Raw genomic sequence first — 17193 nt, 5'->3', positions numbered from 1 at the left:
AAGGGAACCCTTCAGCGTAGCCCCCTCCTGTTTTAGGAGGGGGTTGGGGGTGGTCGCAATCCGGCGGTTATTTACGTCAAATCAATAAATCGCCCGCTTACGGAATGATGGGACAACGCGGATGCAATACAATAAAAATCAATGCGAATCCCGCTTTACCTCGCTGCCCGAACCGCCCCGCAGAAAATCGAAATCTGCCCCTTCGTGGGCCTGCGTTACGTGACGAATATACAGGTTCACATAACCACGGTCATAGCCTAAATCGAGGGGTTTGAAATGCACCAGCCGCCCGGCCAGTTCCTCATCCGATACGTGCAGGTGCAGGCTCCGGTTATCAACATCAAGCGTAATCAGATCACCGTTTTGTACCAGTGCCAGATTTCCACCCATGGCCGACTCCGGCGATATGTGCAGTACCACCGTACCGAAGCCAGTACCGCTCATGCGCCCGTCGGAAATACGAACCATGTCATGTACACCCTGCGCCAGAATCTTGGCCGGAAGCTGCATATTGCCCACTTCGGGCATGCCGGGGTAGCCTTTTGGCCCTACGTTCTTGAGGACCAGCACGCAGGTTGGGTCAACATCCAGTTCGGGGTCGTCGATGCGGATTTTGTAATCATCGATATTCTCGAACACCACCGCCCGGCCCGTATGCTGCATCAGTTCGGGCGAAGCCGCCGAAGGCTTGATAACGGCCCCGTTCAGGCAGAGATTTCCCCGCAGCACGGCAATACCCGATTCGGGTTTGAAGGGCTCATCGACGGAGGCAATCACAGCTTTGTCGTAACATTTGGCTTCGGCGCAGTTCTCGCCGATGGTGCGACCGTTCACCGTCAGGGCATCGTTGTTCAGGTACTGGCGCAGTTCATTGATGATGGCAGGCAGGCCACCGGCATAGAATAAATCCTCCACGAAATGCTCACCGGAAGGCTGAAGGTTAGCCAGCAATGGTATTTTAGCCGATAAGGTATCGAAATCATCCAGCGACAAATCCACGCCAACGCGACCGGCAATGGCCGTGAGGTGCAGGATAAAGTTGGTTGAACCGCCCAGAGCCGCATTGACCATGATAGCATTCTCAAAGGCCTGACGGGTCAGGATTTGGGAGGGCTTAACATCTTCCTTCACCAGTTCGACCATTCGAACGCCCGTCATGTGGGCCAGTACTTTCCGGCGCGAATCAGCCGCCGGAATAGTGGCATTGTCGGGCAGGGCCAGTCCCAGCGATTCAACCATGGCGGCCATCGTACTGGCGGTGCCCATCACGGCACAATGCCCCTGACTGCGGGCCATGCTGGCTTCGGCGGCAATAAACTCGGCCTGACTCATCTCGCCCATTTTGAACGATTCGGCAAACCGCCACAGGTCCGAAGTACCGATGCGCCGACCCTGAAACCGGCCGGCCAGCATCGGCCCGCCCGACACCACCATGGTAGGAATATCCACGCTGCATGCCCCCATCACCAGCGATGGCGTGGTTTTGTCGCAGCCGCACATCAGAATAACGCCGTCGATGGAGTTGCCCCGGATGCTTTCTTCCACGTCCATACTGGCCAGGTTGCGAAACAGCATGGCGGTGGGTTTTATCTGGCACTCACCCAGCGACATCACCGGAAATTCGAGCGGGAAACCGCCCGCTTCCCACACCCCCCGCTTGATGGCTTCGGCCAGTTCGCGGAAGTGGGCGTTGCAGGGCGTTAACTCCGACCAGGTGTTGCAGATACCAATGACGGGTTTCCCTTCAAATTCGTGGTGCGGGAAACCCTGATTTTTCATCCAGGCGCGGTAAATAAAGCCGTCTTTTCCGGTGCGGCCAAACCAGTCTCTTGAGCGTAGGGGCATGTTGCAGTAAGCTATTAACAGTATTCGATAAAGCCCCCGGATAAGCCATTATACTTTTAAAAACTGCATTTTACCAGTCTGTCGAAACGTATAACCCTGATCCGTTAGGTGCCTGCCACTAACGATAACACCCGCCCATGTGGCCCCTGCAGGTTCGCTTTACGGCAGCAAAAAAAGATTATTTTGTTAAATGTTCGCTTTTTTTCGTAGGTTGATACGCCCGGAAAGGGAAACTTCCCTAGTGTCTGGATTTCGCTTATCCGTTGATCAGCACGGTACAATAGTGGCTATCGATCTGTGGGCAACTACAAATCGACCAGTATAACTTACTAAAGACCCTATGAAATGCCTGCTCCTGTCACTGCTCCCTCTACTCAGTTTAGCCCAACCCTCACTTAGGCTTGATTCACTCCATAAGGCGTTACGGCAAACCCAGAACTACACACAGAAGACGATAATAACGCATAAACTCATTGGCAGTTTTCCCGGTACAAAGCCCGACTCCATCCGAAAATATCTGCGTCTTGCCCTACATTTTGCCAGACAGGCCAAAAACCAGCAGTTAGAAGCCCGTACCTACCAGCTCATCGGCAATTACTTTCAGGACCAGAGTCAATATGACGAAAGCATTCGGCTTAGTCTGAAAGCGCTGGCACTCTACGAGAAAATCAACGATACGCGGGGCATGGGAACGGCCTACAGCAATATGGGACTAACCTACAAACGAATGGGCGACGCCCAGCATGTAGACGTCCTGACCCGAAAGGGCCTGGCATTCGGGTTAAAAGCGATTGACTTGTATTCCCTGACCAACGATACCCTTGGGCTGATTCGCACGTATAATAATCTGGGCATTACGTATCGGGACCTACATGACTACACGAAAGCAGAAGCCGCTTATCAGATGGGTTTACAAATAGCCCGAACCTGTAAGGTCGAAAATCTGTCCGTAGGCAATCTATATGCTAATTCGGGGCAATTGTATATTGACGAACGAACGAATTATGACACCGCCATTCCACTCCTTGAAAAAGCATTGGTTATCTACAAAAAGGCCGGTAATGAACAAAATACGGAACACATATACCGAAACCTATCCCATCTTTTCCGCCTGAAAAACGATCCGGTACGGGCCATTACCTACGCACAAAAAGCCATCACAATCAGTCAAAAAGGAAACGACATACACCGTTCGTTCAATTCGTACGAGGCCCTGTATCTGGCTCAGCAACGGGCCGGTTTATACAAAGACGCCTTAACGAATCTGGAGCACGCCAAAGCCCTGGAAGATTCGATGATCCGGCTCGACAAAACACAACTCATTGCCGACGTCGAAGCGAAATATCAGACCGAGAAAAAAGAACTGGAGATTGCCAGTCTGAATGTAAAGAACACCCTTCAACAACGACAATTACTCTTAATCGGGGCAGGCTTATTTTTATCTATTGGCTTTTTAGGTGTTTTATTCTGGCAAAACCGAAAATTAAACGCAAGCCGTTCGCTGGTTCAGAAACAATCCGAAGACCTGAAACTGATGATGAAAGAACTGCATCACCGGGTCAAAAACAACCTCGCTATTGTATCGAGTCTGCTCCGGATTCAGTCGACTAAATTAGACGACAAACAGGCCATAGCGGCCGTTCGGCAGGGACAGCAGCGCGTTGATGCCATGTCGCTGATCCACCAGCGATTATACCAGACCGATAAAATTACCAGCATCAACATCAGGGAATACATCAGCGACCTGGCCGAAAGCCTGATGAGTGCCTACAACTACCACCCCGATGAATTTGACTTGCAACTCACGGTTGAACAGGAAGAGATAGATGTCGATCTGGCTATTTCGTTAGGACTGATTATCAATGAACTACTGACCAATTCATTCAAGTACGCGTACGCAGATACCGCACGACCACTCCTTGAAATCACCCTGAAAAATGATACCGGCCTATCGCTCGAAGTCAGGGACAACGGGGTGGGCATCGACTTGGAACGCTGGCAAAAAGGCCGGGATTCGTTCGGTAAGAAACTGGTGGCGGGCCTCACCCGACAGATAGGCGGTACGTTTACCATAGAAAATCGGCGGGGCACCGTTTTTAACCTACATATTCCGCAGGAAAACCTAAAAATGGCCGCATGAAAATCCTCCTGATTGAAGATGAATTTATCCTGGCTGAAGATTTAAGTAATACACTCGAATCGGATGGGTATGAGGTCGATTACGTGGTCGATAATGGGCCGGATGCCCTTGCTCATTTCCGGGAAAATGACATAGATTTAGTCCTCTGTGATATTCACATCAAAGGTATCTGGGACGGTATCGAAACCATCGAACAGTTAATAGCGGTAAAGCAGGTGCCCATTATTTACCTGACTGCTTTAACCGATAAAACCACGCTCGAACGGGCAAAAAAGACCTTCCCGGCGGCTTATATTTCCAAGCCCTATCACCTGACGAACCTCAGAATGGCCATTGAAATGGCCATTAATAATTTCGCTGTAAAAATCCAGCCTACGCAGCTGGTGCGGGAAGACAGTACGCAGCGGGAAACGATTTTACAGGTCAACGACGATATTTTTATCAAGCAGAATTACCAGTTCGTCAAATTTTCGATGGGCGATATCCTCTACCTGGAGGCTGATAAAATTTATACCACGATTGTTACCACACAGAAAAAATACGCCATCCGGCAGTCGATAAGCAATGTACTGGAACGGTTGCCTTTGAAACAACTGGTTCGTGTCCATCGCTCCTATGCGGTCAACATCAATAGAATTGAGTCGTTCAATGAGCATGAAATAACGGGCAGTGGCTTTCAGATTCCGCTGGGTCGTACCTTCAAGGATGAGTTCATGAAGCAGTTTATGTTCCGCTGATACGCGCCAACCGACCGTTCGTAAACATAGTTCGGTCGTTCGTATCTATAGCCACGCTGGTTGGTTTACATTTTTGTCTGGCTGCCCAACAGATTCGCTATATTCGTGCTGTTACCAACTCCTGAACAGCTACGTAATGAAACCATCTTTCCTGCTTCTCAGACCTGTAAATCAGCTCCGAAGCAGCCTTATTTCTACCCATAAATCATCCGTTTGCGCTAACACATCCGTCCTCTGGGAAGTGGTCTTTACACGACTCATTTCACTGGCCGGTTGTCCGGCGGCTTCTCCATCTTCTACCCCAACACTCGCCCAACAGATGGGTAAAATCTGGTCGACCAATATTTTTAAGGAAGGCCCCGTGGTTGTGCATATTAAGGGGGCTGCGGCCAATATCGAACCCGGCTATTCAGGATGTCAGCTTACCCTGAGCAGCCAGACCTCGGCATCGCTGACCGAACTTGATGGCACCACCTTTACTTGACTTACGCGCACCTCGGCCAGTACCAAAACTGGCGGTATTTAGTAGTTCAGTTGTGACATATCTATCTTTCGTCAACAAGCGCTAAGACCATCCCCAATGTGTATGACTCAATGTTACGCTTTTCTCAGCCAGCATTCAGCCCGCAACCTATTCGTTTTTCTACTGTTGCTGTGCAGCCTGACCGCCACTGCCCAGACAATCCGCTATGTCTCAACCACTGGCACAAACACCAACCCCGCCACTGCCACCAGTTGGGCCACCAGCACGACCAATTTGCAGGGAGCCATTGCCGCCAGTAGTGCTACTGATCAGGTTTGGGTGAAGGCCGGAACCTACAAACCTACTACCACGACCGGCCCCGCCAGCCGCACCATTAGCTTTGCCATGAAAGCGGGAGTGGCTATCTACGGCGGCTTTGCCGGTACAGAAACCACCCTAAACCAGCGCCCCGTCCAGAACCTGACCACGGGGACATCGCAACCGTCTGCCACCACGCTATCGGGCGATATTGGCACGCTGGGCAATAATACGGACAACAGCTACCACGTCATCAGCAACCCAACGGGCCTGACCACCACCGCCATCCTCGACGGCTTTGTCATTACCGGCGGTAATGCCAACGGCACCAGCAGCAGTCTCGACCAGTCAGGGGGCGGCATCTTCAATAATGGGCGTGGTAGTGGTAATTTTTGTAGCCCCACCATCCGAAACTGCCTCTTTCAAGGCAATAACGCCAATCTTGGCGGGGCGATGTTTAACCATGGGACTTCTTACGGAAGCAGCAGCCCCAGTCTGATCAACTGCTCGTTTCAAGCTAATTCTGCCGGGGGAGTTTTTAGTGGCTCTGGTGGGGCAATCTATAACAATGGTGCTTCTGGCACCAGCAGCCCTAACCTGACTAATTGCGCGTTTCAGGCCAATACGGCTACGGCCAGTGGCTCTGGCGGGGCGATCTATAACGAGGGCGAATATGGCACCAGCAGCCCCCGCCTGATCAACTGCTCGTTTCAAGCCAATGCCGCTTCACAAGGCGGGGCGATGTATAACAATAGTGGCTCTTCTGGCATCAGCAGCCCCAGTCTGACCAACTGCGTGCTGTTTGACAATGGGGGTGGCAATACATTTAACAACAATGGTGGCAATGTCTCGGCTCGCTACAGTTTGTTCGATGCGTCGGTCATCTATTTCATTAGCGTCACGGGCAACCTCACCACCACCATCTCGCCCTTTGCCACTACCACATCCACGCAACTCGCGCCCTGCTCATACGCCATCAACGCCGGAGACCCCGCCACAACCACCGCCACCGGAGCACCAGCCGCAGTCGGTAGCACAGACCTTGCCGGGAATCCGCGTTTCTTTGCCAATGCCGGAACGCCAACCGGTCGCATCGACATGGGTGCGGTCGAGTATCAGGGGGTAAGCAACTTCGTCAGTCGGCTTTACGTGCGGGCTGGTGCCACCGGGGCCAACACGGGCCTCAGCTGGACCGATGCCTTCACCGATCTGCAAAGCGCCCTCAACTACGGATGTATTGGTAGCCTGACTGCCGGAGCGCCGACCCCGGAGATCTGGGTGGCCAACGGAACCTACAAACCCACCACCACAACCGGCCCCGCCAGCCGCACCATTAGCTTTGTCATGCGGCCTAACGTAGCCATCTACGGCGGCTTTGTGGGCACCGAAACGACCCTGAGCCAACGCCCCCCGGTCAACCCGACCAGCGGTCCCGGCGGGGCATCGCAACCGTCTGCCACCACGCTATCGGGTGACATTGGTACGGTGGGTACTAACACCGACAACAGCTACCACGTCATCAGCAACCCAACGGGCCTGACCACCACCACCGCCATCCTCGACGGTTTTGTCATTACCGGCGGTAATGCCAACGGCACCAGTCTCGACCAATCGGGGGGCGGCATCTACAACAATGGTCTTGGCAATCTCGCCATCCGCAACTGCGTGTTTCAAGCCAATTCAGCGACAAAAGGCGGGGCAGTGGTTAACTATAGGGGTCAGGATGGTACCAGTAACACCAGCCTGATCAACTGCATGTTTCAGGACAATGCCGCTTCACAAGGCGGGGCGATGTATAATAGCTATACCAGCCCGATCCTGACCAACTGCGTGTTTCAGGCCAATACCGCCAGTGGCGATGGCGGGGCAATGTTTAACGATAGCTTTTATAATGGTCCCAGTAGTCCGAGCAGCCCCGTTCTGACCAACTGCGCGTTTCAGGCTAACACCGCCCGTGGCAATGGCGGGGCAATGTATAACACGGGTACGTTTGGCCTTAGTAGCCCCATCCTGACTAACTGCTCCTTTCAAGCCAATGCTGCTACTGGCAGTGGCGGAGCGATGTATAACCAGGCCAATGATACTGGCATCAGCAGCCCGATCCTGACCAACTGCTCGTTTCAGGCCAATACCGCCAGTGTCAGTGGCGGGGCCATGTTTAGCGATGGCACATCGGGTACCAGCAGCCCCCGCCTGACCAACTGTGTGCTGTTTGGCAATGGAGGCAGCAAGACCATCGGCAATACCAACGCCAATGTCTCGGCCCGGTATAGTTTATTCGAGCCTTCGTCAGTAACGGTAACGGGCTTTACCAGCGTCACGGGCAACCTCACCACCGGAACGCTGGCCGCCACCTCTTCGCCCTTTGCCAGCAGCACGGCCACCCAGTTGGCTCCCGGCTCCCCGGCCATCAACGCCGGAGACCCGGCTACGACAACAGCCAGCGTTGGCAGCACCGATTTGGCCGGGAACCCCCGCCTTGTGGAGGGCAGGATTGATATAGGTGCCTACGAATTTCAGGCTGTTCCGGGCCTGACGCTGGTGACCTCAGCCACCCCCAACCCAGTTTGCGCAGGCAGTACGGTAGTGCTGTCGGTAACGGCAACGGCTGGCACGGCCGGAATGCCAGACCAACCGTACAGCTATACCTGGGCGGCTCCGATGGGTATTACCCTGTCGGGCACCAGCAGCAGTGCGGTCTCGGCCAGCATTGGGGCCAGTGTGAGCGGCTCACAAACACTTACCGTTACGGTAGGGGCATCGGGCGGTTCTCCCCGCAGTACGAGTTTGGTGAGCCTGACGGTGATTGCCCCACCCACAGCCCTGTTCACGCCCGGTTCGGCAACGCTAACCTGCACAAGTACGAGCGTGACGCTAACGGCGGGTGGCACCGGGAGTTCGTACACGTTTAGCGCGGGAGCCGCTCAGATTGGCAGCACCAATCAGGCGGTCGTCTCCGTACCCGGCACGTACACCGTGACGGTGCGCAATACCGGCGGTTGTACAGCCACGGCCACGGCCATCGTTGTAAGCAACACGGCGGTTCCCTCCCTGAGCATCTTACCCACCTCAGCAACCTTGACCTGCGCCAGCCCAACGTTGAGCCTGACAGCCAGCGGAAACGGTAACGCTCGCTGGGATAACAACTCAATCAACGCTGTTCGATCTGTGAGTACGGACGGGGTTTACTCGGTAACCGTGACGGAAGCCAACGGTTGTACGGCAACAGAAAGCATAACAATCAACCAGAACATAACCCCACCCCCGGCCACCTTAGCCAGCAGTGGCACGCTGACCTGCACTAACACCTCCGTGACGCTAACGGCTAACACCGGAACGGGGCTAAGTTATGCCTTTAGCGCGGGAGCCGCTCAGATTGGCAGCACCAATCAGGCGGTCGTCTCCGCACCCGGCACGTACACCGTGACGGTGAGCAACACCAGCGGTTGTACAGCCACGGCCACGGCCATTGTAGTGGCTGTGTTTCCCTTCCCCACCCGGCTATACGTCAATGCCTCGGCTACGGGAGCCAACACGGGCTTAACCTGGGCCGATGCCTTCACCGACCTGCAAGCTGCTCTGACATATCCCTCTACCGAGTGCCTCTCCGAAATCTGGGTGGCCAACGGGCTCTACAAACCTACGTCAACGACTGGCCCCGACAGCCGCACCATCAGTTTCGCCATGCGGCCTAACGTAGCCATTTACGGCGGCTTTGTGGGCACAGAAACTACGCTGAGCCAACGCCCCCCAGTCAACCCGGTCGGCGGTCCCGGCGGGGCATCGCAACCGTCTTCCACCACCCTCAGTGGGGATATTGGCCTGTTGGGTGACAACACCGACAACAGCTACCACGTCATCAGCAATCCAGCCGGACTGACCACCTCCGCTATCCTGGATGGCTTTGTCATTACGGGCGGCAATCCCAACGGCGCAGCGGCTCCCGATTTTTATGGGGGCGGCATCTACAACAATGGGCGTGGCACTGGCAATTTTTGTAATCCTACCATCCGCAACTGCCTCTTTCAAGCCAATGTAGCCGGGGCTGGGGGGCCAATGTACGCAGAGGGGTATGGCGGGGCGATGTATAACAATGGCGGGGGTGCTGGCAACAGCAGCCCCAGTCTGACCAACTGCGCGTTTCAAAGCAATGTAGCCGGGGTTGGCGGGGCGATATTTAACTACGGTGAGGGGGGCCTTAGCAGCCCCAGCCTGACCAACTGCCTGTTTCAAGCGAACGCAGCCGCCATTGGCGGGGCGATGTTGAACAGGGGCATTGCCGGCATCAGCAGCCCCAGTCTGACCAACTGCGTGTTTCAGGGGAACACCGCCAGTGGCAATGGCGGGGCGATGTATAGCGATGGCCGATCTTCTGGTAATAGCAGCCCCAGTCTGACCAATTGCTCGTTTCAAGCCAATGTAGCTTCACAAGGCGGGGCAATGTATAACTGGGGGTCTGACAGAGGTACCAGCAGCCCCAGCCTGACCAACTGCGTACTGTTCGGCAATGGGGGCGGCAAGACATTATTTAACGCTGACTCGGCCAGCGTCTCGGCCCGATATAGTTTGTTCGATGCGTCGGTAACGGGCTATCTCACCGGGCCGGGCAACCTCACCACCGGAACGCCGGCCGCTACCTCCTCACCCTTCAGCAGTAGTACGTCCACTCAATTAGCCCCCGGCTCCCCGGCCATCAACGCCGGAGACCCGGCTACGACAACAGCCATCGTTGGCAGTACCGATTTGGCCGGCAACCCCCGTTTTGTGAGCGGTCGGATTGATATGGGTGCCTACGAATTTGAGTCGCCCACGGGCGCACGTGCAGCTACCGGCGAAAACCCCACTTCGAGTAAAGAAGAACAGCGGTCATTGCTGTATCCCAACCCTGTGTCGGCGGGTGGGTCGGTGGTACTGGAACCAGCAGTGACCTACCGGCAATACCGGGTAGTAGATATACTGGGCCGGGTCGTGTTGCGGGCCGATGCGCCGGGCGAGTTGTCGGGCCTGAACACGGCAGGTCTGGCCGGTGGAGTCTATACGTTGCAGGTCGAGACGCCGAGTGGGTGGGTACGGTGGCGAATGGTGGTCCAGTAATTTAAGACGACTTTATGAAGCAGTTTATGTTTCGCTGATACGCGCTGACCGTTCATGCACATAGTTCGGTCGTTCGTATCTATAGCCACACTGATTGGGTTACATTCCCATGTTCCTCGCAAACGAGCACGTTACATTCGGGCTGTTTCTACCCTTGAACAGCTACGTAATGAACCTATCTCTCCTACTTCTCAACCCTGTAACTCCGCCCGGCTGCAGACGTATTTACACCTGCAAATCAGCTGATTACACCGGTACATTAACCACCTGGATGGTGGTATTGATCCTGCTTGTTTCACTGACCGGCTGTCCGTCACCGGCTACTACACCCTCGCCAACTCCCACTCCAACGCCTACCCCCACCCTCGCTCAGCGGATAGGCAAAAGCTGGTCGGCCAATATCGTGAAGGAAGGTACGGTAGCGGTTTACACCAAAGGGGGAGCGGCTAATATCAAACCCGGTTATTTGGGATTCAAACTCAACCTGAACAGCCAGACAGGCGTATCGCTCACCGAATTTGATGGCAACACCTTTACAGGGCAATGGGCACTATCGACAGACGGAAAGATGCTGACCCTGAACAACCTGAACCCACAGCCCACCGATACGGGCGGTACTATTTCCTATACAATCAATGAGGCAACCGATGCCAGCCTCAAACTCACACGCACCACGGTTAGTGCCAAATCGGGTGGTACCATCAATGATTACCAGCTAACGAATCCTTAGGCCGAAACCTTCCTCTTTTTCTGCCTCTCGCAAACGACCCTTACTTCCCTACTATGAAACTACGTATACGCATCCTATCCATTTGCCTGCTGCCCTTGCTTTGGTACGGCCAGTTGCAGGCCCAGCAGGCTGACTTCAACCAGAAAGCAACCGTCAACACCAAAGGCGGTGCCGCATCGGCCTACCCAATCAACATTTACCTATCGGCCAATTACAAAGACAACGGGGGCAAAGGCCGTATGTTTGTCTTTGAGGGCACGCCCTCAGCCGCCGATGTTAAAGCTTCCATTTTCAGCCGGGCATCGGAAGGGATTGGTAGTTTTTTCCTGATTGCTGCCGGTAAAGAGAAGCTGGACTTTTACATCTCGTACGGGTATGACCACGATGATGACTCCCGCTTTGCCTATGATAAAATTACCTACACGGTGGGTGATTATGGCGTTGCTACCGGTGAGTTTGAACAGCCCCTGCTCCGGCAGGAAGAGTACCGATACGACTGTAATGTAGTCGAGCAGAATTGCCGGGTCCGGCAGCAGTACTCAGCTATCAGCGTGGACCGGAGCAAATCGCACCCCAATGCCGCAACGGCCTACACCAAGCTCCTGATGATCAAGCTGTATGTCGGCAATACGGTCGACAAAACCGTGCTGGTACCCATTACGGTGCTGGGACGCGGAACGCAATTCATGGGTACGGGCAACGGCCCCATCGAGTTGATAACCATTCTGCGGACTGCCCCCGGCGACCAGAGTTATACGTACTGGCAGGCCGACACCGAAACGTCCAATGAGATCAGCACGTCTATTCAGGAAACCAGCGAAAACAGTACGACCAATTCCATCAAAGCCAGCGTGGGTATTGAATTAGGGGCTTTTGAAGGGGGAGAAGAAGTTGAAACCACGGAAACCTCAACAGTTACCAAGACGGGCAGGGCTGATAGTTCGTACGTCGTTACCTACACCACCAGCAACAAATACACGAATCGGGAAAAGAGCGATCTGTTCATTGCCGAGCAACACAGGCTGGATTGGGGGCTGGAGTTTAATCTGAATTTCTATTTTTATCCGCAGGAAAATTACATTCGGGTGTTTACGAAAACAACGCCCCGAATCCTGTTTCACCGGGGGCGGCTGGTCCGCCCGCTTCAGTATACCGAAGCGGAATTGCTGTCGACGGTTATTCCTGAACTGGAAGCCACGAACAACAAATCGGAAGCGAAATTCTGGCGCGAAGTGATTGCCATGAACAACCGCATCAAAGCCAATGCACCCCTCGACCAGCAGGGCGTGGTGCTGACCACCAACGGCCCGGAAGTTAGTTTTGCCACCACCAAATCCTCGACACAATCGTACTCGCAGGAAATCTCCCTGGCAAACAGCAAAAGCACAAAAATTACTGCCAGTGGGGGCGTTGAAATAGGGGAAATTGTCAAAGCAAGCGCAGAAGCCAGCCAGGAAAAAACCTTCACCTTCACCACCACCAACAGCCTCGGCAACACCAAAACATCGGGCAACACTAAAACCATTGGCTACCAGATTGCTGACAATCAGTTTGGCACCGGGGGCGACAAAGTGGTGTATGATTTACGAATAGATGGGGTTTACGGAACGCCAATTTTTGTGGTCGACAGCCTCAAAAGTAAAACGAGTTGCCCCTACGAACCGGGTACCACCCCCCGCGACCAGTTGAGCATTACGGTGAAAGACCCGGTAACGGGGTCGACAACGGCAAAGAGTGCCAAATATTCCGATCAGTTGCTGGATGCCGAGGTGACATTTAACCTCACGCTTAAAAACAACAACAAAGACGAGGCTCGCGCCTATAAACTCAGCATTCCCTTTCCGGCCGATGGGCTGCTGCCCACCATCTCCGTACCGGGCATCAGCAGCAGCCCCGTTGTACAAACCTTTACCATTCCCAAAGGCGGCACGCAGGCCCTGACGCTGAAAGTAAAAAACTCCTTTCCCGAAGCGAAAGGATTCCGGGATATTCAGGTAAGGCTGGAGAGCGACTGCGATGATTCCGTGTCCGATTCGGTGCTGGTATCCGTGTTTTTTGGCGATTCCGATACCACCCGCGCGCCCGATAACGACCTGGCCTGTAACGCCATTGCTATCCCCGCCGATGGGAGCCTGCAAACGAATGTCAAGAACAAGTTTGGCACCTTCTCCAATTTCACCAACAGAAACGCTACCTCTCCCCCCGCCGAAGCAACACTGACGCCAGCCGCCGATTGCGACACGGGCTGGTGCCCCGAAACAACCGACAACAAAGCCGCCATCACCCACTCGGTCTGGTTTACGTTTGTGGCCAAAACGCCCACGGTTGTCGTGAGTACCTGCGATCAGCTGAACGATGCGTTCGATTCACAAATGGCCGCGTATCAGGTCACGAACTGCAATGATTTGAAGACCTTTACCCTCATAGCGGCCAATGACAACGGCTGTGGCAGAACAAGCAAAAGCAGTCGGCTGGTGCTGGAAAACCTGACCGTTGGCACAACCTACTACGTGATGGTCGATGGGTACAAGGGAGCCCAGAGTCAGTTTGGTATCCGCATCACCTCGCCCGTTCCCGCCAACGATAACTCGTGCCGATTTGAATATTTAACGGTCAACGGCAAGCCGAATCAAGGCCTGAGTGCCAACAACAGAACGAATTTCCACTACTCTACCTACCAGGCCACGGCCGATGACGGCGAACAGGTGCTGACCCCTGCTTCCACCGACCCCATTGTGGGCTGGAAAGCCGACAGTATTCAGCATTCGGTCTGGTTTTCCTTTGCTGCGCCCGATGGGGGCGAGGCTGTGATTGACATCACTAATGCAACGTTCGATGCGCAGGTTAGCGTTTTTGGTGCCGGTAACGTCTGCGGCCCCGACTATTTTCTAGGCTACGTGCTCCTGGGGGCTAACGATGACATTTCGCTGCTGGGCGGCTTAAACAGCCGGGTGACCGTAACGGGCCTGACGGCGGGCAAACGGTATCAGATTCTGGTGGATGGCTACAAAGGTGCGGTTGGTACGTTCGACATTACGGTATCGGCCAAGCCCCCCGTCAATGATGATCCCTGCAATGCCATTACCCTGAAAACCGACGGCATTCCCAGCGGCCCCTACCGCAATGGCGGGGCCACGACCTCTACCGCCGAGCAGCCCCTTGCACCACCCTATAATGAAAAAGGCCTGCAAGGCTGGACCGATCAGACCGACAGCCGGGCGCGGGTCATCGAAAAGTCGATCTGGTTCAAATTCGTCGCTCCGTCGAGTGGGTCAGTGAAAATCAGCACCTGCAACATGGCCAGTTTTCAGGCGCAACTTGCGCTGTATCAGGTGGGCAACTGTGCCGACGTCAGCACGTTCAAGTACCTCACCGCCGACGATAATTCGGGGCTTTGCCCGGCTCCCGCCAGTTCCGATTACCCCAACGGGCACAACGTACGCGGCAGCAGCATGACGATTGATAACCTTCTGCCTGACTCTACCTATTATATCATGGTCGATGGCGGTATTCTGGGCTACGGCAACGTCAGCATTTCGATCACCGTACCACCGGCTGCGCCACCCGTCAATGATGAGGTTTGTAAAGCGATTGCGTTGCCTACCAACGGCGTGGTCCAGAAAGGCTTTACGAATGTGGGAGCCACTGTATCGTCCAGTGCCGAACGGGCGCTGGCGCCGATTCGCTGGAACGACCAGGCCATGAACAGCAGCGTATGGTTTACGTTTGTGGCCCCGGCCAGTGGAGAAGCCGAAATCTCACTCTGCGACCTTGCCACGTTCGATACGCAGATTGCGGTCTATGCGTCAACCACCTGCACCGATTTTAACAGCTTCAGCCTGGTTGCGGCCAATGAAGATGGCCCAAGATACTGCGCTACCAAAGGCGATAGTTTCCTGCCCATTACCGGCCTGACACCGGGCACAACCTACTACCTCGTTGTGGATGGCTACCGGACCTTTACGGGTAATTTCGACATTGTGATTAAAGACAAAATCACCCCCGGCCCGGAAAATGATGATGTTGCCAAAGCCATTCTGTTGCCGGTCAACAATGTGATTCAGAAGGGGTATACCAATATTCTGGCCACGGCCACCAAGCTGGAACAGACCATTAAACCCAAAAATACCGGCGATTGCGTAAACGGCTGGTGCGACGATCAAATCGACAATTCAGTCTGGTTCAGGTTCGTGGCTCCTGCCGATGGTATCGTCAACGTAAGCACCTGCGACCTGGCCAATTTCGATACCCAGCTCGCGGTTTATACCGCCACCGACGTGAACGACTTCGGCACCTTTACGCTGGTGGGTGCCAATGATGCCGGACCGGTTGAATGCGCGACTTATTTCGACAGCTATCTGCCGCTCAAGGGGTTAAAGCCGGGCCAGACCTATTACGTAATGGTCGATGGGTTCAACGGCGACATGGGTAAATTTGACATTGCCCTATATACCAGCCCCGACACACAGGCTCCTACCGCGCCCACCAACCTGACCACGTCGGCCACGACCGCAACCAGCACCAAACTTACCTGGGCCGCAGCGACCGACAACATCGGAGTAACCGGATACAAGGTGTACGTGGATAGTTTGTTGACAGCAACGATCACCGAAACGACCTATTCGCTAACGGGGCTAACGGCAGCTACCAGCTATTCTGTTTATATTGTAGCGGTTGATGCCGCCGGGAATGCAACGTCCTCGTCGAAACTGACCCTGACCACCTTAGCCACGCCCGACACGCAGGCCCCAACAGCACCAACCAGCCTGACAGCCAGTGATATCAAAACAACCAGCTCTACGATTTCCTGGACGGCGTCGACCGATAACGTTGGCGTAAAGGAATACCGGATTTCAGTCGATGCGGTTATCCGGTACACTACGACCGCGACAACGTACTCGCTGACCGGGTTAACACCGGCAACGACCTACACGGTCTATGTGACAGCCGCCGATGCCGCCGGAAACCAAACGGCGTCTACCGCAATAAAAATAACGACGCTGGCAGACTCGGACACACAGGCACCAACAGCACCGACGAACCTGACCGCTACGGCCATCACAACGACCGGCACAACGATAAGCTGGACAGCGTCGACCGACAATGTGGGCATTACGGGTTATAAGGTCTATCTGGACGGCAACCAGATAGCAACGTCAACCGCGACAACGTATTCACTGACGGGGCTAACCCCTGCGACGGCCTATTCGATTTATGTGGTGGCAGTTGATGCGGCAGGTAATGCATCTGCGGCTTCGACAACGTTCAAGGTGACCACTTCAGCCGTGGCTGTAGCCGACACCCAGGCTCCAACGGCTCCGACAAATCTGACTACTTCGGCCACGACAACCAATAGCGCCAAACTGACCTGGACAGCGGCAACTGACAATATTGGGGTGACTCAGTACCGAATCTACCTAAACAGCGCCTTAAAAGGTACTACGACCGAAACGACCTATTCCCTGACGGGGCTTACGCCTGCCACCGTTTATTCCACGTATGTAGTAGCTGCTGATGCGGCCGGAAACGCATCCGTGGCCTCAACAACCGTGACGGTGAGCACCGTAACCGATAAGATCATAACTTCCATCGATGAACCTGTCCTGAGCAGCCAGTTCGATGTATTTCCGAATCCATCCCGGGAGGTTGTCACAATAAAACTAGGGGGCTCGGTGGCCTTTCCGGATGAAATAGAACTGCGGGACCTGCATGGCAGCGTACTGCCGGTTTTAATACGAAGCGATATCCCAACGCGCACCGTTAAACTGGACCTGACCGATACGCCAACGGGTATGTTCATTATCGTCATGAAGGTCAGGTCGGCCGTTATCTACAAGAAGATTATCAAGTATTAGGAAGTAGCCCA

Annotated in this window: 7 protein-coding genes; 6 read left to right on the top strand and 1 reads right to left on the bottom strand. The window is 54.4% G+C overall.

What is annotated here, in order from left to right; all coding sequences use genetic code 11:
* Positions 1–138 precede the first annotated feature (138 nt).
* Positions 139–1845 carry an IlvD/Edd family dehydratase gene (locus tag B157_RS0130060; protein ID WP_020607013.1) on the bottom strand — a complete coding sequence of 569 codons (1707 nt, stop codon included), beginning with the start codon at positions 1843–1845 and terminating at the stop codon, positions 139–141.
* A gap of 340 nt (positions 1846–2185) precedes the next feature.
* Between B157_RS0130060 and B157_RS0130055 the strand changes: the two genes are divergently transcribed.
* From B157_RS0130055 to B157_RS37015, 6 genes are all read left to right on the top strand, one after another.
* The gene (locus B157_RS0130055; RefSeq protein WP_020607012.1) at positions 2186–3985 is read left to right on the top strand and encodes a histidine kinase dimerization/phosphoacceptor domain -containing protein; all 1800 of its coding nucleotides are present in this window, start codon (positions 2186–2188) and stop codon (positions 3983–3985) included.
* Positions 3982–4722 (top strand): LytR/AlgR family response regulator transcription factor, encoded by a 741-nt coding sequence (locus tag B157_RS0130050; RefSeq protein WP_020607011.1) that lies wholly within the window; start codon positions 3982–3984, stop codon positions 4720–4722. The genes B157_RS0130055 and B157_RS0130050 overlap by 4 nt, the downstream gene beginning before the upstream one ends.
* A gap of 136 nt (positions 4723–4858) precedes the next feature.
* Complete coding sequence (locus B157_RS38655) at positions 4859–5206, top strand: hypothetical protein (protein ID WP_157618634.1); 348 nt, start codon at positions 4859–4861, stop codon at positions 5204–5206.
* 102 nt (positions 5207–5308) lie between these two features.
* Entirely contained in the window at positions 5309–10597 is a 5289-nt protein-coding gene (locus B157_RS0130040) for a T9SS type A sorting domain-containing protein (RefSeq protein ID WP_020607009.1), read from the top strand.
* Positions 10598–10766: 169 nt separating this feature from the next.
* Positions 10767–11327, top strand: coding sequence for a hypothetical protein (locus B157_RS39945; protein WP_245565342.1), 561 nt, complete (start codon positions 10767–10769; stop codon positions 11325–11327).
* 53 nt (positions 11328–11380) lie between these two features.
* The gene (locus B157_RS37015) at positions 11381–17182 is read left to right on the top strand and encodes a fibronectin type III domain-containing protein (protein ID WP_020607007.1); all 5802 of its coding nucleotides are present in this window, start codon (positions 11381–11383) and stop codon (positions 17180–17182) included.
* Positions 17183–17193 lie beyond the last annotated feature (11 nt).

The organism is Spirosoma spitsbergense DSM 19989, from assembly GCF_000374085.1.
GTDB classification, from domain to species: Bacteria; Bacteroidota; Bacteroidia; order Cytophagales; family Spirosomataceae; genus Spirosoma; species Spirosoma spitsbergense.
The sequence above is the reverse complement of the archived record's forward strand: the minus strand, read 5'-3'. Positions and strand labels throughout refer to the sequence as shown.